The organism is Streptomyces sp. NPDC043952 (assembly GCF_056435325.1).
This window is the reverse complement of the sequence record NZ_JBWKES010000037.1, coordinates 35807-58584: the sequence shown is the minus strand read 5'-3', so window position 1 is coordinate 58584 and position 22778 is coordinate 35807. Positions and strand designations below refer to the sequence as shown.

Annotated in this window: 17 protein-coding genes and 2 pseudogenes; 8 read left to right on the top strand and 11 right to left on the bottom strand. The window is 72.4% G+C overall.

Annotated elements, in window-relative coordinates; translation table 11 throughout:
- Positions 1 to 18: 18 nt before the first annotated feature.
- The 4 genes from AC069R_RS28920 to AC069R_RS28905 all read right to left on the bottom strand — a co-directional run bounded on the left by AC069R_RS28920 (position 19) and on the right by AC069R_RS28905 (position 7732).
- Positions 19 to 1830, bottom strand: coding sequence for an ABC transporter substrate-binding protein (locus AC069R_RS28920; protein WP_478769715.1), 1812 nt, complete (start codon positions 1828 to 1830; stop codon positions 19 to 21).
- A gap of 151 nt (positions 1831 to 1981) precedes the next feature.
- The gene (locus AC069R_RS28915; protein WP_478769714.1) at positions 1982 to 3013 is read right to left on the bottom strand and encodes an ABC transporter permease; all 1032 of its coding nucleotides are present in this window, start codon (positions 3011 to 3013) and stop codon (positions 1982 to 1984) included.
- Positions 3014 to 3559: 546 nt separating this feature from the next.
- Positions 3560 to 5467 (bottom strand): translational GTPase TypA, encoded by a 1908-nt coding sequence (gene typA, locus AC069R_RS28910; protein ID WP_397984221.1) that lies wholly within the window; start codon positions 5465 to 5467, stop codon positions 3560 to 3562.
- Between the two features lie 141 nt (positions 5468 to 5608).
- Complete coding sequence (locus tag AC069R_RS28905) at positions 5609 to 7732, bottom strand: ABC transporter family substrate-binding protein (RefSeq protein ID WP_478769713.1); 2124 nt, start codon at positions 7730 to 7732, stop codon at positions 5609 to 5611.
- Between the two features lie 284 nt (positions 7733 to 8016).
- Here AC069R_RS28905 and AC069R_RS28900 point away from each other — a divergent pair, with 284 nt between their 5' ends.
- From AC069R_RS28900 to AC069R_RS28890, 3 genes and pseudogenes are all read left to right on the top strand, one after another.
- Positions 8017 to 8304, top strand: coding sequence for a hypothetical protein (locus AC069R_RS28900; protein ID WP_478769712.1), 288 nt, complete (start codon positions 8017 to 8019; stop codon positions 8302 to 8304).
- 36 nt (positions 8305 to 8340) lie between these two features.
- Entirely contained in the window at positions 8341 to 9171 is an 831-nt protein-coding gene (locus AC069R_RS28895; RefSeq protein WP_478769711.1) for a hypothetical protein, read from the top strand.
- Positions 9171 to 9651 (top strand): annotated as a pseudogene (locus AC069R_RS28890) (FAD-dependent oxidoreductase); the annotation flags it as partial. The gene AC069R_RS28895 and the pseudogene AC069R_RS28890, both read left to right, overlap by 1 nt.
- A 355-nt stretch (positions 9652 to 10006) precedes the next feature.
- On the opposite strand, the pseudogene AC069R_RS28885 reads toward AC069R_RS28890, so the two are convergent.
- Together AC069R_RS28885 and AC069R_RS28880 are read right to left on the bottom strand one after the other, a co-directional pair.
- Positions 10007 to 11453: pseudogene (locus AC069R_RS28885) on the bottom strand (glycosyltransferase family 39 protein).
- On the bottom strand, positions 11454 to 11648 hold the full coding sequence (locus AC069R_RS28880; protein ID WP_478769710.1) for a hypothetical protein: 195 nt from the start codon (positions 11646 to 11648) through the stop codon (positions 11454 to 11456).
- 490 nt (positions 11649 to 12138) lie between these two features.
- Here AC069R_RS28880 and AC069R_RS28875 point away from each other — a divergent pair, with 490 nt between their 5' ends.
- Positions 12139 to 13956, top strand: a complete 1818-nt coding sequence (locus AC069R_RS28875; protein ID WP_478769709.1) for a hypothetical protein — start codon at positions 12139 to 12141, stop codon at positions 13954 to 13956.
- Positions 13957 to 14013: 57 nt separating this feature from the next.
- Here the strand turns inward: AC069R_RS28875 and AC069R_RS28870 are convergent, their stop codons facing one another.
- The 5 genes from AC069R_RS28870 to AC069R_RS28850 form a co-directional block, all read right to left on the bottom strand.
- Entirely contained in the window at positions 14014 to 16602 is a 2589-nt protein-coding gene (locus tag AC069R_RS28870; RefSeq protein ID WP_478769708.1) for a SpoIIE family protein phosphatase, read from the bottom strand.
- A 318-nt stretch (positions 16603 to 16920) separates the two neighbouring features.
- Positions 16921 to 17328 (bottom strand): ATP-binding protein, encoded by a 408-nt coding sequence (locus AC069R_RS28865; protein ID WP_478769707.1) that lies wholly within the window; start codon positions 17326 to 17328, stop codon positions 16921 to 16923.
- 321 nt (positions 17329 to 17649) lie between these two features.
- Complete coding sequence (locus AC069R_RS28860) at positions 17650 to 18060, bottom strand: (deoxy)nucleoside triphosphate pyrophosphohydrolase (protein ID WP_478769722.1); 411 nt, start codon at positions 18058 to 18060, stop codon at positions 17650 to 17652.
- A gap of 53 nt (positions 18061 to 18113) precedes the next feature.
- Positions 18114 to 18314 (bottom strand): SPOR domain-containing protein, encoded by a 201-nt coding sequence (locus tag AC069R_RS28855; RefSeq protein WP_478769706.1) that lies wholly within the window; start codon positions 18312 to 18314, stop codon positions 18114 to 18116.
- A gap of 405 nt (positions 18315 to 18719) precedes the next feature.
- Positions 18720 to 19472 (bottom strand): GntR family transcriptional regulator, encoded by a 753-nt coding sequence (locus AC069R_RS28850; RefSeq protein WP_478769705.1) that lies wholly within the window; start codon positions 19470 to 19472, stop codon positions 18720 to 18722.
- Positions 19473 to 19731: 259 nt separating this feature from the next.
- Here AC069R_RS28850 and AC069R_RS28845 point away from each other — a divergent pair, with 259 nt between their 5' ends.
- The 4 genes from AC069R_RS28845 to AC069R_RS28830 all read left to right on the top strand — a co-directional run bounded on the left by AC069R_RS28845 (position 19732) and on the right by AC069R_RS28830 (position 22718).
- Positions 19732 to 20964 carry a serpin family protein gene (locus AC069R_RS28845; protein WP_478769704.1) on the top strand — a complete coding sequence of 411 codons (1233 nt, stop codon included), beginning with the start codon at positions 19732 to 19734 and terminating at the stop codon, positions 20962 to 20964.
- 140 nt (positions 20965 to 21104) lie between these two features.
- Positions 21105 to 21359 carry a hypothetical protein gene (locus tag AC069R_RS28840; protein WP_478769703.1) on the top strand — a complete coding sequence of 85 codons (255 nt, stop codon included), beginning with the start codon at positions 21105 to 21107 and terminating at the stop codon, positions 21357 to 21359.
- A gap of 10 nt (positions 21360 to 21369) precedes the next feature.
- Positions 21370 to 21855 carry a hypothetical protein gene (locus tag AC069R_RS28835; RefSeq protein WP_478769702.1) on the top strand — a complete coding sequence of 162 codons (486 nt, stop codon included), beginning with the start codon at positions 21370 to 21372 and terminating at the stop codon, positions 21853 to 21855.
- 125 nt (positions 21856 to 21980) lie between these two features.
- Positions 21981 to 22718 carry a thioesterase II family protein gene (locus AC069R_RS28830; protein WP_478769701.1) on the top strand — a complete coding sequence of 246 codons (738 nt, stop codon included), beginning with the start codon at positions 21981 to 21983 and terminating at the stop codon, positions 22716 to 22718.
- Positions 22719 to 22778: the final 60 nt, after the last annotated feature.

Sequence of the window (22778 nt, the reverse complement as noted above, 5' to 3'; positions counted from 1 at the left end):
GGGAGCGGCGGGAGACGGTTACTTGATGAAGAGGCGACGCGGGTCGACGCCGCCGATCACGTCGTCGTAGACGAGGCCGCCGACCTTGGAGCCGGCGATCTGGGTCTGTTTGTAGTACGCGGTCGGAACCTCGTTGACCACCTTGGTGAGCAGGTACTTGTCGAGCTTCTCCCACTCGGCCGCGGACTTGACCGGGTCGGTGATGGTGTTGATGCGGTCGATCTCGCTGTTCACGTGTGGGTCGTCCACCTGCGAGTAGTTCGTGGCGCCGTCGGCGATCTGCCGGCCGTCGTACAGCGGCGGCAGGACCGTGGAGGCGGAGGGCCAGTCGGCGCCCCAGGCCGTGTGGAAGATGTCGTAGGGGTTGTTCAGCTTGGAGACCTGGTCGTAGAAGGTCTCGGCCGGGATCTCCTGCCGCTGGACGTTGAAGCCGGCCTTCTTCAGGCCGGCCGCCATGGCGGTGGAGTACTGCTGGCCCTCGGGGGTGTTGATGTAGCCGAAGGTCAGCTTCATGTTGAGCTTGCCGGCCGCCTTGAGCAGGGCGCGGGCCTTGTCGGGGTCCCCCGCCGGCTTCTTCTTCTTGCCGTAGGGGTCGAAGGAGGGGTCGTAGCCGCTGACGGTCGGGCTGATGAGGCCGCCCGCGATCTCCATGGCGTCGGTGCCGCCGTAGGCGCGGACGAACGGGGTGACCGGCAGGGCGTAGGCGATCGCCTGGCGGACCCGGATGTCCTTCATCTCGGGCTTGCTCATGTTGATGTTCATCTGGCCCACGTACGGCTGGTAGCCGGAGACCACCCGCGACTTGAGCTTCGGGTCCCGCAGCACCTCGGACAGGTTGCCCGCGTCGACCTGGTTGTTCCAGCTGATGCCCGTCCGGTCGGGGCCGCTGTCGGCGAGCAGCGCCTTGGTGGACGCCTCGAACTGCTGGTTGAAGGTGATGTTGAACCGGTCCACGTACTGGTGGCGGATCGGGTCCGTCTTCGGGTCCCAGTTCGGGTTCTTGACCAGCACCATCGACTTGCCGGACTGGAACGACTGGATCTTGTACGGGCCGCTGGTGACCGGGTTCTTGTCGTACTTCTCCTTGGTGTCGCCCTTGGCGGAGACGACGGAGTAACCGGCCATGGCCAGCGCGTACGGCAGGTCCGGGTGCGGCTTCTGGAAGTGGAAGACGATGGTTTTGGCGTCGGGCGTGGACAGCACGCTGTCGGGCAGGTGCTTGCCCTTGTAGGGGCCGTCGGGCAGCAGCTTGCGGTAGGTGGTGCCGCTGGTGTTCGCGAGCCACTGCTGGATGTAGGTCGGGCCCTGGTTGATGAACGGCGCGAAGAGTCGCTCGAAGGTCTGGCGGACGTCCGTGGAGGTGATCGGTGTGCCGTCGGCGAACTTGATGCCGTCCTTGAGCGTGTACTTCCAGGTCCTGCCGCCGTCGGTGGTGGTGCCGGAGTCGGTGGCGAGGTCGCCGACCACCTCGTGCTTCTTGCCGTCGTTGCTGGTCGCCTTGTAGCCGGTGAGGCCGCGGTGGATCAGCTGCGCGACCGTCATCTCGTCGTTGACGTAGATCTGCGCGGGGTCCAGGTGCGCGTAGCTGTCGCGCTGGAGGACCTCCATGCTGCCGCCGTTCCTGGCGCCGGGCACCGGGGCCGCGGGCCCGGTGGAGTCGGCCGTGCCGCCGAACTTGATGGAGGCCTGCTGGCGCTGGGCGTTCTGTTCGTCCTGCTTCTTGTTGTCGCCGGCGTCGCTGCCGCCCTTGCTGCAACCGGTGAGCACGAGAGCTCCGGCCGCGAGCACGGAGAGCGCGCCGTATGCGTGGCGTCCGCCCCTACTCGTCACGAGGATTCCCACCCATCTGTATGTCACCGGTGCGTTTCATCCGTCACCGGCATGAAAAGGACTCTGGTGTGGTGCGGGGAGTGCTGAAGTGCCGTGCTGTGCGAAGGAGCCGCCGGACGGGCCCGTCTCCCGCCGGCCGCCGCGGTGCGGGTCAGCGCGCGGTCTTGGGGTCGAACGCGTCGCGGACCGAGTCGCCGAGCAGGTTGAACGCGACCACGAAGATGATCATCGAAATGCCCGGGAAGAACATGTAGGTGATGTCGTTCTGCATCACCAGTTCCGTGGACGCCTTGGCGAACATCTGCCCCCAGTCCGGCGTGGGTTCGACGATGCCCACGCCCAGGTAGGACAGACCCGCCTCGGCGGTCACGAAGTTGGGCAGCAGATACGTCGACTGCACCAGCAGCGGGGTGACGATGTTCGGCAGGATCTCCTTGCGGATGATCCGCCACGGCGAGGCCCCGCTGACCTTGGCCGCCTCGATGAACTCCCGCTCGCGCAGGGCGAGTGCGGTGCCGCGCAGGATGCGGCCGAGGCCCATCCAGCCCAGGAACCACTGGACGATGATCAGCGCGACCACCCGGACGTAGGTCGGCGTCTCGTCGCGGGGGCTGACGAACAGGGAGACCACGACCGGCATGCTCGCGATGAAGAACAGCTGCGCGGGGAAGGCGAGCAGGAAGTCGATGACCCGGCCGAGGAGGTAGTCGGTCTTGCCGCCGACGTAGCCGGCCACCACCCCGAGCAGGATGCCGGTGACGACGACCGCGAGGGTGACGGCGACCGAGATCATCAGCGAGGTGCGGATGCCGTAGATGAGCTTGGTGAAGACGTCGTAGCCGTTGCCGGGTTCGAGCCCGAACCAGAACTGGCCGCTGATGCCGCCGTTGGGATGCACCGGCACACCGGCGCTGTCGAAGAGATCCGGGCGATCGTCCGCGTAGACCGTGTACGGGTTCTTGCCGTACACCTTGGAGATCAGCGGGGCGAGCAGGCCGATCAGGAAGAAGAAGCCCACCACGTAGGCCGAGATCACGCCGGTGCGGTCACGCTTGAAGCGCGTCCACATCAGTTGGCCGGGGGACCGGCCCATCGGCACGGCGGGCTCGCCCGTCGTCTTCGGCCCTGGATCGCCGGAGACGACCGCGGTTCCGCCGCCGCCCATGTCGATAGGACTTGTCACGGTTCATCCGTTTCACGGGTATGAGTGTGCAGGGTGTCCGGGTACTCCGAGGACGCGCGAACCGGCAGGCGGACGCGCGTAGTTCCAGGACCTGATCACACGACGGGAAGCGAAGAACCGATCCGCCTGTTGCTTATGACACCGCGCATGGGTGTTCCTCCTCACGACTGCACGCGTACACCTACAGGAGAGGGTTCCGGCCTTGCCCCCGACACCCCTGACGGAGGCTCAGGCACCCCTTGGTGCTCGTGAGTCGACGCGACTGTCCCCACAGCGCGTGACCCATTGACCCGAGCGCTACGCGGCTAACTATCTGCCATGGGCGGAAGCACCGACCACTGCCCGTAGATCTCGATTCAGTCACAGCTGTCGCCCAGACCTTTCAATATCTGGACAAAGCGTCTGGCCGAAGAAGGCGCGAAACGGACGTGTTATATGGGTATCGGGCATCGATCTCCGCATGTCGGACATACGCGACTGGAAAACGGGTTGCAAAAAACCCGGAGCCCCCCACGAAGGGGGGATCCGGGTTCAAGCCGCCCTGGATCAGCCGTGCTTGGCGCGGCTCGCGGCGCGGGCGCGCTCGCGCTGGTCGAGGTTCACCTTGCGGATGCGAACGGCCTCCGGGGTCACCTCGACGCACTCGTCGTCACGGCAGAACTCCAGCGACTGCTCCAGCGACAGCTTGCGCGGCGGCACGATGGACTCCGCCACGTCGGCCGTCGAGGACCGCATGTTGGTGAGCTTCTTCTCCTTGGTGATGTTGACGTCCATGTCGTCGGCGCGCGAGTTCTCGCCGACGATCATGCCCTCGTACACCTCGGTGCCCGGCTCCACGAACAGCACGCCGCGCTCCTGGAGGTTCGTCATCGCGAACGCGGTGACGGCACCGGCGCGGTCGGCGACCAGCGAGCCGTTGTTACGGGTCGTCAGGGTGCCGAACCAGGGCTCGTGGCCCTCGTGGATGGAGTGGCCGATGCCGGTGCCGCGGGTCTGGGTCAGGAACTCGGTACGGAAGCCGATCAGACCGCGCGAGGGCACCACGAACTCCATGCGCACCCAGCCGGAGCCGTGGTTCGACATGTTGTCCATGCGGCCCTTGCGGACGCCCATGAGCTGGGTGACGGCGCCCATGTGCTCCTCGGGCACGTCGATGGTCATGCGCTCGACCGGCTCGTAGACCTTGCCGTCGACCTCCTTGGTGACGACCTGGGGCTTGCCGACGGTCAGCTCGTAGCCCTCGCGGCGCATCTGCTCGACCAGGATGGCGAGCGCCAGCTCACCGCGGCCCTGCACCTCCCAGGCGTCGGGGCGCTCGGTGTCCAGGACGCGCAGCGAGACGTTGCCGATCAGCTCGCGGTCCAGGCGGTCCTTGACCTGGCGGGCGGTGACCTTGCGGTCCTTGACGGCCGCCTTCGCGTCGGCGCCCTTGCCGGTGCCGCCGCGGCCGACCAGCGGGGAGGTGTTGGTGCCGATGACCATGGAGATCGCCGGCTCGTCCACCGTGATCAGCGGCAGCGCGACCGGGTTCTCCGGGTCGGCCAGGGTCTCGCCGATCATGATGTCCGGGATGCCGGCGACGGCACAGATGTCACCGGGGCCGGCCACCTCGGCGGGCTTGCGGGTGAGCGCCTCGGTCATCATCAGCTCGGAGATGCGCACGTTGCTGATGGTGCCGTCGCGCTTGATCCAGGCCACGGTCTGGCCCTTGCGCAGCTCGCCCTGCTCGACGCGGAGCAGCGCGATACGGCCGAGGAAGTTGTCGGCGTCGAGGTTGGTGACGTGGGCCTGGAGCGGCGCGTCCTCCTCGTACGTCGGGGCCGGGATGTGCTCCAGGATCGTGGAGAAGAACGGCTCCAGGCTGTCGCTGTCGGCGGGGACGGTGCCGTCCTCCGGCTTGGTCAGCGAGGCGACGCCGTCACGGCCGCAGGCGTAGACGATCGGGAACTCGATCTGCTCCTCGTCCGCGTCCAGGTCGAGGAAGAGGTCGTACGTCTCGTTGACGACCTCGTCGATGCGGGCGTCCGGGCGGTCCGTCTTGTTGATGCACAGGATGACGGGCAGCCGCTGCTGGAGCGCCTTGCGCAGCACGAAGCGGGTCTGCGGGAGGGGGCCCTCGGAGGCGTCCACCAGCAGCACCACGCCGTCCACCATCGACAGACCGCGCTCGACCTCGCCGCCGAAGTCGGCGTGGCCGGGGGTGTCGATGATGTTGATGGTGATGACCTCCCCGCCGTCCTTGGGGTGGTACTTCACCGCCGTGTTCTTGGCGAGGATCGTGATGCCCTTCTCACGCTCCAGGTCGTTCGAGTCCATGACCCGGTCGTCGACCTGGTCGAGCTGGTGGGCGGCGAACGCGCCGGCCTGCTTCAGCATGCCGTCGACGATGGTGGTCTTGCCGTGGTCGACGTGGGCGACGATGGCGACGTTGCGGATGTCGTGGCGCGTGGCCATAGTGCGGCGTACTCCCGAAGTGGTGAGAAGGCCCTGCTGCGTACGTCCGTGACGCGGGCCTGCCGGGCTTGACACGCCACGGCCTCACCCCATGGTACGTGGCCCCGGCCGGGTCGGCCTCCGCAGGGGCTCCGGGACCCCTCAGCCGCGCGACGGGCTCGGTGAGATCCTGGCCCCCTTCTTGAGGAATCCCATGTCCTCGTACACCGGTGTCTGGAAGCCGAACGCCCCCGCGTTGACCAGGTCCTTGCGCGCCCCCACCAGCTGCGGGCGCTGGTAGAGCGGGATGGAGCCGGCGGTGGCCCAGATGCGGCTGTCGGCCTGCCTGATCAGGGACTTCGCCTCGTCCTCGTCCAGCGTCGTGGCCGCCTGTTCGAAGAGCTGGTCGACCTGGTCGGTGCCGACGCGGGTGTAGTTCTGCTCGACGTTCACCGAGCCGTCGGCGCCCGGCAGCGGCTTGGCGTAGATCGGCCGGGCGTCCGTCGCGGGGAAGGCGGAGGACGGCCAGGAATACAGCGCGAGATCGAAGTCGCCGGCGGCGATGTGGTCCTTGAAGTAGCTCTCGTCGGACACCTTGGTGATCGTGGTGACGATGCCGAGCCGGTCCAGCATCGCGGAGATCCGGTTGGCCACGGTGTTCAGCGTGTCCGAGCCGGGCCCGGAGGGCAGCACGAAGCGCAGCGTGAGCGCCTTGCCGTCCTTGGCCAGCGGCCCGGTCTTCGCCCCGGCGGCCGGCGCCGCCGTGCCCTTCGGGGCGTACGCGCCCGCCGCTCCCCCGTGCCGGCCCTCCTGAGCGAGGTGCTTGCCGCCGGCGTCGCCCTTGTTGTCCTCGCCGACGATGTACTCGCCGTCGTGGCCGCCGTCCGACTTCTCCTCCTGGCCGCTCTCGGGCCCGGCCGCCTTCTGCCCCTTCTTCTCCTCCTTGACCGGGCCGCCGGGCACCCAGCCGGCGTCCGCGAGCAGCGCCTGCGCCGCCTTGGTGTCCTGCGCGCCGAGCGCCCCGCTGTCGTCGGCGTAGGCGGGCTGCCCGGACAGCGCGAGATGGCTGCCGACGGGTACGGCGGGCAGCCCCAGCGGGGTCAGCACCAGGCGGGCGATCTCCTTGCGGTCCAGGGCGCGCGCGATGGCCCGGCGGACCCGCTCGTCGGTGAGCGGTCCGGAGGCGCCGTTGAGGGCGAGCTGGGTGTAGGCGGGCTCCAGGGACTTGCGCACGCCGTAGGCCCTGAGGGCCTGCTGCTGGTCGAGGTACTCGGAGATGGCGCGGGCCAGCCCGGTGCGGCCCGCCCTGACGTCGGCGGAGTCCAGCCCGTGGGCGCGCGCCCAGGAGCGCAGCGTCGCGAGCGATGTCTTCCCGCCGCCCCGGAGCGGGGAGGAGCCGCCCTTGCCGCTCGCGGCGAGCCCGATCCGCTGGGCGTCGGCCGGGTCGAGGTCGGCGAGGTCCGCGGTGCCGTCGGCGAGCGCGCCGACCCGCTTGTCGCGGGGCACGGTGTGCAACACGATCTGGTTCAGTTTGGCGGGCCGGCCCCACCAGTGGGGGTTGCGGGTCAGCACGATGTCCTGGGCGATGGTGTCGACCTTGTCCACCTTGAAGGGGCCCGCGCTGATGGCCAGCTTGCGGCGGGCGCCGTCGTTGAAGGCGTCCGGGGTGCCCATGACGTCCTTCGGGTACAGCGGCGAGAACAGCGACTTCCAGTCGGCGTAGGGGCGGGAGAAGGTGACCCGGACCTGGAGGTCGTTGGCGCCACGCTCGATCTTCTCGATGCGGTCGTACCCGGCGTTGCGCGCGGTCCAGTAGGCGCTGTCCTTCCCGGACAGGGCGCGCCACTGGGCGACGAAGTCGGCGGCGCCGATCTCCCGGCCGTCGCTCCACACGGCCTGCTGGTTCAGCTTGTACAGCACCACCTGGCGCGGCTCGGTCTCGATGACCTTGGCGGACTCCAGGTAGGCGGGATTGGCGACCGGCCGGCCGGTGGCGTCCATCCGGAACATGGCGGGCAGCGTGGCCTGGGCGACGCGGGTGGTGCCGGTGTCGGCGTCGGCCTGGTAGGTGTTCAGCGTCTCCGGGAGGTCGTCCACGGCCCAGCGCAGGGTGCCGCCGTCGGCCACCTGACTGCGGGCGACCAGATCGATGTCCTGCGCGGCGAGCGGCTTGGCCACGTCCTCGTCCGAGCCGCAGGCCGCGAGCAGCGGAACCGCGAGCGCGCCCGCGGTGAGGAAGGCGGCCGAGCGCAGGGCCGCGCGCAGGCCGACGCCGTGGTGGGACATCTCTGCTACCTCCGGGAAGCCGCGAGCGATATGATCACGTTTGGCGGTATTTGGAGCTGATCAGATCGATGCGGCTACTGAAGAGGAAACGCTCCGCCGACCACGAGCGACACGGCGGCGGCGGACGGCAAGCCCACCCGTGCGGCGCAAACACACCGGGACGAGCGCCGGGCGCCGGTCCGATCCGTGCAGACGCCTTCACAGCACCGGCTGTGACGCGCGACACTCTCAGGCGCATGAGCAAGGCCGCCTGTACCGCAGCACCGCGGAAGTGAGGGCCCATCATGTCCGTGCACGACGACCTGACCACGGCCCAGCGCAGCCTCGACGACCTGCGGCGGTCGCTGGACCGGCTGGAGCGGCAGCTCGGCGGGGGCCCGGAGATCCGCCGGGCCCGGCTGGACGCCGCTCATCTGCGCGAGAGCGTGGCGCTGCTGCGCGAGGCGGCCGCCGCCCAGGGGTCCGCCGCCCGGCCCGACCTCGTCACCATCTCCGACACGCCGTACGACATCAGCCTGTGGACGGACTCGGACGACGAGGGCCTGGGCGCCCGTGACCGGCACGCCCCCTGATCCGCCCCTGTTCCCCGAGCCGAGCGGAGTGCTGTCTTGGCCACTGGCACGGAACACCGACACGAGGACCGGCACCAGGGCGGGGTGCGCGCCCCCGGACGCGCCGCGATCGCCGCCGCCCACTTACGGACCGACCGCTGGTGGCTGGCGCCCGCCGGCACCGCGGCCGGTCTGCCGGCCTTCGTCGCCTACTCGACCTGGCGCGCCTTCGCCGACGCGGACTACTACGCGTCGCCGTACGTCTCGCCGTTCTACTCCCCCTGCCTGGCGCACGACTGCCGGTCCATGCCCGGCGGTCCGAACGCGGACCTCTTCGGCGGCTGGTGGGGCATCTCGCCGGCCGTCGTCATCCTGGTCTTCCCGCTGGGCTTCCGGCTGACCTGCTACTACTACCGCAAGGCCTACTACCGCGGCTTCTGGGCCGCCCCGCCCGCCTGCGCGGTGGCCGAGCCGCACCGGAGGTACACCGGCGAGACCCGCTTCCCGCTGGTCCTCCAGAACCTCCACCGCTACTTCTTCTACGCGGCCCTGCTCGTCGCCGGGGTGCTGACCTACGACACCGCCCTGGCCTTCCGCGACGCGCACCACCGGTGGGGCCACATGGGCCTCGGCACCCTGGTCTTCCTGGTCAACATCGCGCTGATCTGGTCGCACACCCTCTCCTGCCACTCCTGCCGGCACATCGTCGGCGGCCGGCTCAAGCACTTCTCCCGGCATCCGGTGCGCTACCGGGCCTGGGGGCTCGTGAGCCGGCTCAACGCCCGGCACATGCAGCTGGCGTGGGCCTCCCTGCTCAAGGTGGCGGTCGCCGACCTCTACGTGTACCTGCTCGCGTCCGGTGTCTTCGACGATCCGAGGTTCTTCTGATGCCCGTGGTGGACCGCCAGGAGTGGGACGTCGTCGTGGTCGGGGCCGGGGGCGCCGGGCTGCGGGCCGCAATCGAGGCGCGCGAGCGGGGCGCCCGTACGGCGGTGATCTGCAAGTCCCTGTTCGGCAAGGCGCACACGGTGATGGCCGAGGGCGGCATCGCGGCGGCGCTGGCCAACGCCAACGGGCACGACACCTGGCAGACGCACTTCCGCGACACCCTGCGCGGCGGCAAGTTCCTCAACCAGTGGCGGATGGCCGAGCTGCACGCGCGGGAGGCCCCGCAGCGGGTGTGGGAGATGGAGAGCTGGGGCGCGCTGTTCGACCGCACGGCGGACGGCCGGATCTCCCAGCGCAACTTCGGCGGCCACGAGTACCCGCGCCTCGCCCACGTCGGCGACCGCACCGGCCTGGAGCTGATCCGCACCCTCCAGCAGCGGATCGTCGCGCTGCAGCAGGAGGACCACGCGCGCACCGGCGGGCCGCCTGCCCGGAGTACGCCCGCGACCACCGCTCGGGATGGCCGGTGGGCGCGCCCCAGAAGGAGTGGAAGCGCGGGAAGGGGTCGGTCTGGTGGGGGTCACCGGAGTGCAGGGGTTCCAGGTCGAAGTGGGCGCCCTGGGAGCCGGCGGCGAGGGTCCGCCGCGTGGAGGCGAGGATCGCGGTCCGGGTCGCCGGGTGGTCCAGGCGCATGCCGTTGGGCTCCTCGGTCGCGAGCACGTCCCCGAGCCGGGCCCGCACTTGGACCGGGCCGGCGGGAGCGCCTTCTGCCCCGCAGTATCGGTATCGCAGGGTGTCAGCCGGTGCCTCGCTCCCCGCCCGGCCCGCTCCGGTGTCACGGGAGACGCTGGTACAGCGTGACCCGCCGGCCCCGGACCTGTATGTCCGCCACGACCGTGAAGCGGGCCGCCAGCACGGCGGCTTTGGTCCGGTCCCGCTCCGCGGAGACCGGCCGGGACACGCGGGACGCATCGGTGACGAGGAGTATGCGCCGGTGAGCCGGCATCGCGGCGCGTATCCGTCGCGGACCGGCCTCCTCGCCCTTGAGCGTCCCGGACTCCACGGGGCTCTCGGCGAGCGCGAGATCCCGCAGCCCGGCGAAGTCGCGGGGGGAGACCAGCGCGGTGTCGCGCCGGGCCGCCGGGACGAAGAGGACCCCATCGCCGGGTCTCTTCAACTGCCGTACCTCACCGGCCACCGACAGCACGTCGTCGACCCGGCTGCCGGGGGACCGCTTGGCCAGGGACTGCGGCATCAGCGCCGCCACCGCCACCACGAGCGCCAGCGGGACGAGCCACCGTGACCCACGGGGGAACCGGACCGCGGCCGCGCGCACGGCCCTGGCCGGCGCCGTGCCGATCAGCAGGGCCAGGCCCGGCATCGTGAAGAGCACGTAGCGGTCCACGAACATGGGTTTGCCGACGGAGATCGCGACGAGGGCGAGTTGGGGCACCGCCAGCAGCGGCAGCCCGACGGCCGTCACCGACAGCCGGCCCGCCTCCGGTCCGTCCAGCAGGGCGCAGAGTCCGCCGATCGCCAGCAGGACCGCCGGGCCGATCAGCGTGTGCCAGGTGAGCGGGGGGGATCCAGGAGACCTGGTCGGACTGGCTCCGGCTGAAGAGGATCAACGGCGAGGCGGCGGTGGCTGCCGCCGCCGCGGCCACCGCCCAGCGCCCGAGGGTCCTGCGTCCGGCCCCGGCCCACCCGAGGGTCGCCAGGTGCGCGGGCAGGATCAGCAGGGACAGCCAGTTCAGCAGCGCGCACAGCAGGACCGTGCCCGAGTACGCCAGCCAGCGGCCCGTTGCGCGGCGCTCGCCGGACGCGGTCACCAGCAGCAGCGTCGAGACGCCGGCTCCGGCCGCCACCAGCGCGCACGGACGGCCTTCCTGGAGGTAGAACTGCACGGCCGGCAGCAGCCCGAAGGCCAGCCCTCCCCCGAGGCCGGCCCACACCCCCGCCAGGCGTTGCCCGATGGCCGCCACGCACATGGCGGCCACCGCCATGGCCAGGACCGAGGGGAGCCGCAGGGTGGTGGTGCTTGCTCCGAAGCAGGTGAACAGCCCGTGCATCAGCAGGTAGTACAGCCCGTGCACGGCGTCGACCCGTCCCAGCATGTGCCAGATGTCGGGGACGGACCGCAGGGCCATCTGCCAGGTGGCGGCCTCGTCCCGCCAGACGCTGTGCTGCCGGGACAGGCCCCACAGCCCCAGTGCGACGGTCCACGGCAACGGGACCAGCCAGAGGGGTATGCGGAGGCGGGCGACGGTGACACGACTGTTCATCTAGGCGGCCAGGGCCTCGCCATGGAGGGGGAACACGGAGTCGGTGAACACGGAGTCGCACCGGTCGCGGACGCGGTCGTCGTGGTGCAGGCGCAGTACCCCGTAGGTCCGCGCGCTGAGCAGCACACTTGCGCCCGTCATCGTCACGGCGGCGAGCGCGACCACGCCGGAGGACCAGAAGAGGTCGCCGTCCATGAAGGCGGCGGTCAGACCGTGATGAGCGGGGAGACGGCAAGCAGCCTGCGCATAGAGGGGTCCTCCACGGTATCGATGGTCGTTCACCACAGAGGGCCCGACCGAACGGATCGAAGCGGACGCCGAGTGCGAGACCACCACCCCCTGAGCGCCATCCGTTCGCCGGTGGTCAGCCGACCGGATGGGCATGCCGAGAACCTACAACGAAAGGTCAATCATTGGCCAACAATTCTTCATGGAGTGATCGCCGTAACCACCGGCGTACGTAGGTGACGCTCACTCACAATCCGTTCTCCTGCTGGACGCCGATGGCGGTGCGCGCGTTCGACTGGACGTACGCGATCGGGGGCGGCGGCGCCGGGGACTCCTGGGGCGGCGCGGGCTGGCGCCGGGGCGGGCTCCGCGTCCATCCCGTCCCCCTGTCCGCCTGGTCCCCCACCCGTATCAGCCCCGCTCGCGGTGCGGTCCACTCCCCCATACGCTCCGAAATGTGACGTCCTCCCTGTTCCGGGGCCGCCCCCGGTGTGCCAAGGCGCACATACGGGTGCGGGTGACGCATGCCGTGCTGGGTACCCTGCTGGGGGCCGGGTGGCTGATGGTGCCGTTGCTGACGGTCGCCACGAGCCCGCCCGTTCCCGCCACCTCCGCCGGAACGCCGGCCGACGCGGCGGCATTGGCGCGGGGCGGCACGTCCACGGCGGACTACGTGCTCCCCCTCATCGCCGTGGCCGCGGCGGCGGTACTGGCGGCCTACGGCTACCTGCGCCGCGTCCGCCGCGCCCGGACCCGTACGACGCCGGGGACGCCGGCGACCCGCCCGGCACCGCCCACCCTCGCCGACGCCGAGCGCCAGGCCCGGATCGCGCTGGTGCTGGCCGACGACTGCGTACGGACCAGCCGGGAGGAACTCGGCTTCGTGCGGGAGAGATTCGGGGCGGGGAAGGGCGGCGGGACGGGAGTGCGGGAGGCGCCGGTGGGAGCCGGGGCGGAGGCCGGGCCCGCAGTGGAGGCCGTGGAAGAAGGCTGCGAGGTGACCCCGGAGGCGCGGGTGCCCGCCGTGGCGGATGGGCGGGCTCGGTTCGGGGCGGAGGTGGAGGCCGTGAGCGGGCGTTTCCGGCGAGTACGGGCGGAGGCGGCCGATGGTCTGGGGCGGGGGGTTTCCGGGGACGGAGCGGAGAGCGGGATCGCGGACTTCGCGCGTGCCCTGCGTGCGGCGGAGGCCGAGCTGGTGGCGGCGTTCGCGATGTGGCGGAGGTACGAGCAGGGGCTGCCCGCGGAGGCGGGGGCGCGGCGGCAGGCGTTGGCCGGGGTGGTCGGGCGGTGCGCGGAGGCCGGGCGGCGGCTGGACGCCGAGGCCGCGGCCCTGGATCAGTTGCGGGGGCTGGAGGGACCGGGGGCCGGCGCGGCGCTGGACGTGGCGGAGGGCAGGTTCCGGGGGCTGGCGGCGCGGGCGGTGGCCGCCCACGCCACCCTCGCAGCGCTGCGGAAGCGGTACGCGTCCTCGGCCACCGACCCGGTCGCCGGATCGGTCGAACAGGCCAAGGACCGCCTGCTGTTCGCCACCGCCCGCCTCAACGAGGCCCGCCGGTGCGTCGAAGCCGCCGACGGGGACCACGCGGCCCAAAACCTGCGCGCCGCCGAGGGTGCGGTGGCCCAGGCCGAGACCCTGGTGAGCGGCGTGGAGCGGATCGCCGCCCGGCTGCGGGAGGCCGCGGCGCTGGTACCGGCGGCGCTGACCGGCGCGGAGGCGGAGCTGGCGGCGGCCCGGCGGGGACGTTCCCGCACCGCCCTGGCGACCGGCGAGCTGAACGCCCGGCTGGCCCACGCGGACGGCGTACTGGCCGCCGTCCGGGAGAAGTTGACCGGCGCCCTCCCGTACGACCCGCTGGACGCGCTGCGCCGGATCACCCGCGCCGCCGACCGACTCGACGCGGGCCGCTCCGGCGTCCTGGACACGGCGGCGCTCCTCGTCGCGCACGCCTCGCTGGACACGGCCGACGACTTCGTCACGGTGCACCGCGGTGCCGTGGGCGCTCCGGCCCGCGCCCTCCTGTCGGAGGCGGCCCGCACCCTGGCCATGGGCACCAGCACCGCCTTCGCGGCCGACACCGCCGCCCGCGAGGCCCGCGACCTCGCCGAACGCGATGTCCGCGCGCATGGCACCCCCTACGCCGACTCCGGCACGACCGGCCTGCCCGGCGCCGTTCTCGGCGGCATCCTCCTCGCCGAGGACCCCGACGGGGGCCCGCCGGCCGCGTTCGGGGGCCCGGCGACACGGGGGCGGCGCCGGCTGCGGACGCGGGCGTAGCGCGATACGCCGGAAGCTGCCCGGTGCGCAGGCGCGGTACCCGAGCGGAAGGGGCCGTCAGAACAGGCTCAGCAGTGCCTCCGCCGGGTCCGTGAGGGGGGCGTCCGCGCCCGGCAGCGGCAGTTCGAACCACACCGTCTTCCCGCGGGGCGTGCGCCGGGAGCCCCATGCCGCGCTGAGCAACTGCACCAGTTGCAGCCCCCGCCCGCCCTCGTCGGTGTCGCGGGCCCGCCGGCGCCGGGGCTGGACGAGCCCGCCGTCCCACACCTCGCACACCAGCGTCCGGTCCAGCAGCAGCCGTAGCCTGATCTCCCCCTCGCCGTACCGCAGCGCGTTGGTGACCAGCTCGCTGACCAGCAGCTCCGTCGTGTCGACCAGCGGCTCCAGGCCCCAGCCGAGGAGTTGCGCGCGGGCGTGCTCCCGCGCCCGGCCGACACTGCGCGGCTCCCGCGGCAGCGTCCAGTCGCCGACGGACCCGGCCGGCAGCCCCTGTACGCGGGCCATCAGCAGCGCGATGTCGTCCTCGCCGTGGTGCGTGTCGAGGGTGTTGAGCACGTGGTCGCACACGTCCTCCAGCGGCCGCGCCGGGTCGGTGAGCGCGCCGACGAACGCGTGCAGCCCCTCGTCCAGCGGATGGTCACGGGACTCCACCAGACCGTCCGTGTACAGCGCGAGCAGCGCGCCCTCGGGGAGTTCGACCTCCACCTCCTCGAAGGGCTCGCCGCCCACCCCGAGCGGCATTCCGGGCGGCACGTCCAGCATCAGCGCGGGCTCGCCGGGTTCGACCAGCACCGGCGGCAGATGGCCGGCGTTGGCGAACGTACATCGCCGGGTCACCGAGTCGTAGACGGCGTACACGCAGGTCGCGAGGTACACCTCCGACAGATCGGCGTCCCTGGGCTGCCGCGCCGTACGCGTCGCCTGCTGCACGCCCCCCGGCGTGCCCAGCCCGCGCGCGATCTCGTCCAACGCGGAGAGCACCTCGGCCGGTTCGAGGTCGAGCAGCGCCAGCGTCCGTACGGCCGTGCGCAGTTCGCCCATCGCGACCGCCGCCCGCAGCCCGCGGCCCATCACGTCGCCCACCACCAACGCCGTACGGTGGCCGGGCAGTTCGATGACGTCGAACCAGTCGCCGCCGACCTCGGTCGCCGCGTTGCCGGGCAGATAGCGGCAGGCGATGTCCAGCCCGGACGCCTCGGGGTCGCCGGGCGGCAGCAGCGAGCGCTGGAGGATCAGCGCCCGCTCGTGCTCCCGGCGGTAGAGCCGCGCGTTGTCGATGCAGACCGCGGCGCGCGCCGCCAGTTCCACCGCGAGGTCCCGGTCCCGGTCGCCGAACGGCTCGCTGCCCTTGGTCCGCGAGAACCGCACGAGCCCCACCACCGTGTCGTGCGCGACCATCGGCACGGCGAGCGTGGACTGCACGAGGCTGCCCTCCTCCGCCGGCACCGCCCGCGGCCGCGCGGTGCGCAGGGCGTCCGCGCAGGGGGAGTTGAAGGGGAAGTGGTGTACGGCGCCGACCTTGACGGTCTCGCTGGCGCGTCCGGCGGGCGCGTCCGCGACCGCGCTGGCGATGGCGACCCGGCGCAGCTCCGCGCTGCCGTCGGCCATGCCGGGCGGGGTCTCGTCGCCGGTCAGCAGCCCCTGGTAGAGGTCGACGGTGGCCAGGTCGCAGAAGCCGGGGACGACGACGTCGAGGAGTTCGCGGGCCGTGGTCTCCAGGTCCAGGGAGTTGCCGATCCGCGCCCCCGCCTCGTTGAGCAGCGCCAGGTTGCGCCGGGCGGCGGCGGCCTCGCGGGCGGCGGCACGGCGGGAGGTGACGTCGGTGGCGAGCCAGGCGACACCGATGGGCCGGCCGCTGCCGCTGTGCACGCGATAGAGGTTGACGGACCAGTGCCGCCGCTCCTCCGAGCCCGGCACATGCCCGGTGACGTGCATGTCGGTGACCGGGTCGCCGCTCTCCAGGACCCGCCGCAGCGTCGCCGAGACCCGCTCGGCCTCGGCGCGCGGCAGATAGTCGAACACGCCCTTGCCCCGGTGGTCGTCCGGGGTGCCGCCGAAGACGTTGGCGAACCGCTGGTTGACGCGGCGCACCCGCAGCTCGAAGTCGAGCAGCAGGAAACCGAAGGGGGATTGTCCGAATATCGCCTGGGAGGCGGCGAGATCGGTCTCGATCCTGCGCAGCGTACGGACGTCGACGACGATGCAGACGGCCGCCTTCTCGCCCTCCGCGGTGCGGGTCGGCATCACATAGACCTCGGCCAGACCGTCCGCGCCGCGCCCGCCCTCCGGCGGGTCCGGCATCCGGAAGGGCACGACACCGGTCCACTCGCGCCCGTCGAGGATCTCCGCCATCTTGCGCTGGCCCTGCTCGCGCAGGTCGGGGTCGATGAACGCCTCGATGGGGTCCATGCCGACGGCGCGCGCGGCCGGAATGCCGAAAAGCTGCTCGGCCCGCAGGCTCCACTGGTCCACCAGTCCGTCGGGACCGATGGCGAAGGAGGCCACCTTTATGTAGTCGTACATGGAGCCGGGCGGACTGCTCTGCCACAGGGCGCCACCGGTCGCCGCCGCACCCGCGGCGGTCTGCTCCCTCGCGCCGTCCGACGGGTCCTCGGACTCCGTGGCCTTCGCTGGTATCTCGCTCACGCGAACCGTCCCCTCCAGCTCACCGCACCCGGCACCGGTCACCGGGGGCGGCTGCCCGCAGTATCCAGCACTACGGCGCCGCGCGACACGGTGTTCACGATCACAGCTCGGTCCAGACGTTTTTCGGACCGCTCCGTGACCACACTTCCACTCTTCTAACCAGGGAACACGGCCTCGAACCCCCCACTCCGGGGCCGTCCGCGAGCCGGGGTCACACGGTGGACCGGGCGGCGGTCGATGTACACCCCCTCCGCCCCCTCGGGCGCCCCTGCCTCACCCCGGACACCCCCGCGCCACCCCGGTGCGCCCCCGGTGGTGTCATTGCGGCACGGCGAGTTCGAACCAGACGGTCTTTCCGCTCGTGCCGGGCCGGGTGCCCCAGCGGCGCGAGGACCCGGCGAGCAGCTGGAGTCCGCGCCCGCTCTCGTCCTCGGGCCGGGCGACGCGCTCGCGCGGCGGGTCGGGGAGCGGGTCGGAGACCTCGACCAGCAGGGAGTCGTCGGCGCCGGCCGGCCGGACGAGCCGTACGCCGATCGGTCCGGTGGCGTGCCGCAGCGAGTTGGTGACCAGCTCGCTCACCAGCAGCGCGGCGAGGTCGGCGACGCAGTCGAGGTCCCAGCCGTGCAACTGGCCGCGGACCGCGGTCCGGGCGCTGCGCACGGCGCCCGGTTCCGCGGGAAAGGTCCACTCGGCGCAGTCGCCATCGGTGTCGATCACGCCGATCACTTCCCAGGCCGCGAGCTGTCCGGATTCGTGGGGTTAATGGGCACATACCCGATAAGCGATGGCCAGTACCGTCCGGACCGTCGAAGTGTGGTCGAACGGCGTACTCGGTCCGGACGGCTGCCGGAAAGCGCGGAGGGGGACGGCCGCGTGAACGTGCGAGGGGGGACGGGCGCCGGAAAGCGTGGGCGGGGGCCCGTCTCGGTGAGGCTCCGCCGGAAAGCGCGGGGCGGGGGCCCGTCTCGGTGAGGCTCCACCGGAAAGCGCGGGGCAGGGGCCCGCCTCAGTGAGGCTCCACCGGAAAGCGCGGGGCAGGGGCCCGCCTCAGTGCGTCTCCGCCGCCATCCGCCCCTCGACCTCACGCACCGCCGGTACGTCCTGTTCCAGCCACGGCACGTCCCACAGCCGGGCCGGGGTCAGCCAGCGCAGCTCGTCGTGGTCCTGGAGGGGCCGGGGCGCGGGGGAGCCGGGGCGCAGCCGGGCGGTCCACACCCACAGGACGTACGGCTCGCGCAAGGGCCATTCGCCGGGCACGCGCGCCACCGTCTCGGCGTCCACGCCGAGTTCCTCGCGCAGTTCGCGCACCAGGGCGTCCTCGGGCCGCTCCCCCCGCTCGACCTTGCCGCCGGGCAGCTCCCAGCGTCCGGCCAGGTCGGTGGGCGCGCTGCGGCGCGCGGCGAGCAGGCGGCCGCCGTCGAGCAGGGCGGCGCCGACCACCACGGTCCGTTCCGTCATGGGCGTCATGGAGGGGAGCCTACGTGAGGCTCCGCGGGGCACGGCGGCGCCGGTCAGTCGCGGCCGCCCGCCCCGTTCTCCCCGTTCTGCCCGAGCCGCTCGACCATGTAGAGCTGCTTGTGCCCGCGGTCCTGGAAACTGTCGGCGATCTTCTGTGCCTCGGCGCGGGTCGCGTACCGGCCGACGCGGTAGCGATTGCCGTTGTCGTCCTGCCGTATGACGATCCAGGGCAGGGAAGCCGTGCCCTCACTCATGGTCCGCTCCGCCCCCATCGCGCCCTTCACCCTTTCCGGCACCACGGGACCCCCATCCCGTCCCGGACCCTTTCCGGGCCCCGCCTAAGGAAACCGCACTACGCATATGCCCGAGCGTACGCCCAACCTTTACGCAGCGAATACGCCTTTTCACAAAGAGGTACGCAAGCCGCCAGACCGGCGGGGGCGCGCGAGCACGAATGCGCCCCTGGGGAGACCTCCGGCCGACTCCGCCGGGAAACGGCGTCCACCTGCGAGGACGACCGGACCACGGCGCCCGCCGCGGGGCAGGTGAGCCGCCGTCACCGGCGCGAACACCCGCCGGACGGGACGGGGGTGTGCGCTACCTCACTCCCCGGCGCGCGAAACGGCGCCCGACACGGCCTACGACGCGCGGTACGGCCGTCACCGCACCGGCAGGTGGTACGCGACCCGGTACCGGTCCGCCGGGATCACCACGTCCGCGGTCTCCACCGGGCGCCCGGAGGCGTAGTACGTGCGCTGGACGACCAGGACGACATGGCCGGGGACGCCGCCGAGGAGGTGCAGTTCCTCGGCGAGACCGGGGCGCGCGCCGACCTCCTCGGTGACGTTGTCCACGATCACGTCGATGGCCCGCATGCGCTCGACCACGCCCATCCCGCCGAGCGGTCCCTCCTCGGGCAGCATCACCGGGGTGCGGCCGGTGACCGCGAGGGGTTCCCAGGAGGTGGAGAGCATCATCGGCTCACCGGCCTCGCGGAACAGGTACTTGGTGCGCATGACCCGCTCGCCGGTCTCGATCCCGAGCCGCTCGGCGATCGCGGCGCCGGCCTCGGTCTGCCGGCTGCTGGACTCCCAGGTGCCGCGCACCGCGGCGTCGGCCTGCTCCTGCCGGAAGGGGGTGGCGCCGCCGGCCGGGCGGTAGCCGGAGCGGGAGACCCGGCGCGGCACGGGCCGTTCGCGCACATACGTCCCCGAGCCGGAGCGGCCCTCGACCAGTCCCTCGGCCATCAGGACCTTGCGGGCCTCCAGGGCGACGGTGTCCGAGACGCCGTACTCCTCGCGGATGCGGGCCTGGGAGGGGAGCCGGGTGTGGGGCGGCAGTGAACCGTCGACGATCTTCTTGCGGAGATCACCCGCGACACGCAGGTACGCCGGCTGCTCACCGAAAGTCACTGGCCGCTCCCATCAGATTGTACAGACAGCAACAGCGTGGCAACCGTCGGTTGAGCCGTGCAAGCAAAGGCCAGAGAATCACTCGAAGTGATGAACGCGGGCAGGCAGCCCCTCACCCAGCACCTTCTCCCCCGCTCGCGCCCCCTTTCACACCTGCCGAGCGCCCCGGACAACTCCGGCCGCCCGAACGGCAGTCCGGGATCACCGGTACCGTGCCTCGTACGACTTGTCGCAGGTAAGCGGGACACAGGGGGCGGAATTGAAGCTGGGGAACGGGGTCGACGGCACCGTCGTACGCACGGTGAACGGACTCACCGCGCGGTGGGGCGCCACCGCGCGGGGCGGCACGGCGTTCTCCGCCGCCGGGGTCTGGCCCCTGCTGGCCCTCCTCGCGGACGGCGCCGCGGGCCCCGCCCGGCAGGAGCTGGCCGGGGCGCTCGGCGTGCCCGCGGAGCAAGCGGGCGCCCTCGCACGGGAGTTGCTCGCGGCCCTGGGCTCGGTGTCGGGCCTGGACGCGGCGCTCGGCCTGTGGACGCAGGCGGACCTGCTGCTGCGCGAGGAGTGGCTGGCCGCGCTGCCGCCGGGCGCGCACGGCGTGTTCGGGGAGGACCTCGTCACCGCGCAGGAACGGCTGGACCGCTGGGCGGCCGAGCGCACCGGCGGCCTGGTCGAGCGGATGCCGGTGACGCTGAACCGGCAGACGCGGATGGTGCTGGCGGGCGCGCTCGCCCTGCACACCACCTGGCGCCAGCCCTTCACCGAGCAGCCGCTCACCCCGGCGGCGGGCCCCTGGCAGGGCCGTACCCTGCGCGGGCTGCACCGGCGCAGCGTGCGCCCGGACCGGGTCGGCGTGGCGGGCACCCGGGACGGCTTCGTCACCGCGCTGACGGTCCCCGGCGACAACGGCATCGACGTCCATCTGGTGCTCGGCGAGGAGCGCATGACGCCGGGCCAGGTCATCGCCGCGGGCGTGGCCGTGGTGGAGCGCGCCCTCGCGCTCACGCCGGGCGGCGCCCTGCCGTACGGCGAGGTCGGGCCCGGACTGCGGGTGGAGCGGGAGCAGGCCCACACGCCGGAGCCGACCTCGCTGGACGTGCGGACGGTGGCGTACGAGGTGCGCGCGGACCACGATCTGCTGGCCCAGCCGGAGCTGTTCGGGCTGCGCTCCGCGACCGACGCGCGCTTCGGCCACTTCCCCGGCGTGAGCGCCCACCCGCTGACCGTCTCGGAGGCCCGGCAGTCGGCCGTGACCCGCTTCGGCGCGCTCGGCTTCCGCGCGGCGGCGGTGACGTCCGTGGCCATGGCTCCCGGTGGCGCCCCGCCCCAGTACCGCTACGAGACCACCGTCGTACGCGTCGCCTTCGACCGCCCCTTCGCCTTCCTCGCCGTCGACCGCGACTCCCGCCTGGTCCTCCTGTCCGGCTGGGTCACCGACCCCGCCCCGTACCCGGCACCGGCTTACGCGGGCACCCCCGGCGTGCGGCACCCGTGAAGCGGGACGGCGCCGGGCCGCCGGGCGCCGTCGTCCCCGCGGTGACTCCCCGAAGCTGCCGCCCCGGCCGCCGGTCGCGCGGCGGCGGTGGTCCTACCGTCAAGTTCGTCAGCCAGTGGGCGACTTGGGAAGGGACACACATGAACAAGGGACTTCGTACGGCGGCCGTGGCCGCGGCGCTGGTCGGCGGGCTCGCGGCGGCGGGCAGCGTGCCCGCGGCGGCGGCCACCCGGCCCGAGCGGATCACCTCGCACGAGCAGTTGTCGGCGAGCATCGCCAAGGCCGTCGCGGCCGAGAAGGAGAACGGCGCCGTCACCGACGGGGTCGTCGGCGGCATGGTGATGCTCAGCACCAGGTCCGTCGCCGGCGCCGACATCGTCCGCCCGGACTGCTAGGCCGGCGGGGGTGAGCACCGTGGACGGTTCCGGGGCGCAGCGGCCCCTCGACTGGTGTCCCTCCGGCGACGCAAGCCGCCCGGAGAGCGTGGTCCTCGGCGTCCGCTCCGGAGACGGCGGCGAGGTCGTCTACCTCGCCGATCCGGTCCCGGCGGCGGAGGTCCTGGGCAGCATCCCGGAGGGCATCGCGCCCAACCGGGTGCTGCGGTTCGCCTCGCACTGCACAGCGGAGTGCGCGAACCGGGTGGGCACGGCGTGCGGGCTGATCGAGCGCATGCGGGCCGTACCGGCGCAGGCCGAGGCCGAACCGCGGGCCGTACCACGGTGTCACCTGCGTCCGCACTGCAAGTGGTGGAACCAGGTCGGCGTCGAGGGCTGCCACCGCTGCCCCGCCGTCGTCACCCTCAACCCGCACGACGATCGGCTGAACGTGCTCGTCGCCGATCCCGAGACGACCCTGGAGCAGTTGGAGAGCTGGATGGCCGCGGCGGAGTGAGCCGCGGACGGACGAGACAGGGCCCCGAGCCGGGAACCGGCGCGGGGCCCGGCCCGTTGCTGCCGAGCCCCTTCCGGTGCTCCGGAGCGGGTCGCTTTGCCACTGGGGAACAGAGAGGGACTTCGATGGACGACTGGATACGGCGTTTCCACCCCGCCCCCGACGCCGCCGCCCGCCTGCTGTGCTTCCCGCACGCGGGTGGTGCGGCCGCCGCCTACCACCCCCTGTCGGCCGCGGTCGCCGGCCCGCTGGAGCCGTCGGTGGTGCAGTATCCGGGCCGCCACGACCGCTTCACGGAGCCGTTCGCCGAGCGGATCGAGGATGTCGTGGCCGCCGTGCTGGAGGCGCTGCCCGCGGATCCGGCGGGGCGGCCGCTCGTGCTGTTCGGGCACAGCATGGGCGCGCTGGTGGCGTTCGAGACGGCCCGTGCGCTGCGGGCGCGGGGCCGGACGCCCGCAGCCCTGTTCGTGTCGGGGCGCGGCGGCCCCTCGCTGCCGTTCGTCGCCCGGTGGCAGGGGTCGCCGTCGGACGCGGACCTGCTGGCGGAGCTGCGGCTGCTGGCCGGCACGGACGACGGTCTGCTGGCCGACCCGATGCTGCTGGAGCTGGTGCTGCCGGCCCTGCGCGCGGACTACGCGATGCTGGCCGCCTACTCCTACCGCCCCGGCCCCCGGCTGCGCTGCCCGGTGGTCGCGCTGACGGGGGACGCCGATCCGCGGGTGCCGGTGGCGGAGGTGGCGGCCTGGGAGCGGGAGACCGAGGGGCCGTTCACCACGCATGTGCTGCCCGGCGGGCACTTCTTCCTGGACGACCATCTGGCGTATGTGGCCGGGGCGTTGGGCTCGGCCTGCGTCTCCGCGTGAGGGCGCGGGAAAGGGGCCGGTGATCGCCACCGGCCCCTTTGCCATGCCCTACGGCCTCAT

Excerpts from the sequence above, each read along its gene's own strand:
- typA (WP_397984221.1), bottom strand. The coding sequence starts at position 5,467 with ATGGCCACGCGCCACGACATCCGCAACGTCGCCATCGTCGCCCACGTC.
- AC069R_RS28905 (WP_478769713.1), bottom strand. The coding sequence starts at position 7,732 with ATGTCCCACCACGGCGTCGGCCTGCGCGCGGCCCTGCGCTCGGCCGCC.
- AC069R_RS28900 (WP_478769712.1), top strand. The coding sequence starts at position 8,017 with ATGTCCGTGCACGACGACCTGACCACGGCCCAGCGCAGCCTCGACGAC.
- AC069R_RS28880 (WP_478769710.1), bottom strand. The coding sequence starts at position 11,648 with ATGGACGGCGACCTCTTCTGGTCCTCCGGCGTGGTCGCGCTCGCCGCC.
- AC069R_RS28860 (WP_478769722.1), bottom strand. The coding sequence starts at position 18,060 with ATGACGGAACGGACCGTGGTGGTCGGCGCCGCCCTGCTCGACGGCGGC.
- AC069R_RS28855 (WP_478769706.1), bottom strand. The coding sequence starts at position 18,314 with ATGAGTGAGGGCACGGCTTCCCTGCCCTGGATCGTCATACGGCAGGAC.
- AC069R_RS28840 (WP_478769703.1), top strand. The coding sequence starts at position 21,105 with ATGAACAAGGGACTTCGTACGGCGGCCGTGGCCGCGGCGCTGGTCGGC.
- AC069R_RS28830 (WP_478769701.1), top strand. The coding sequence starts at position 21,981 with ATGGACGACTGGATACGGCGTTTCCACCCCGCCCCCGACGCCGCCGCC.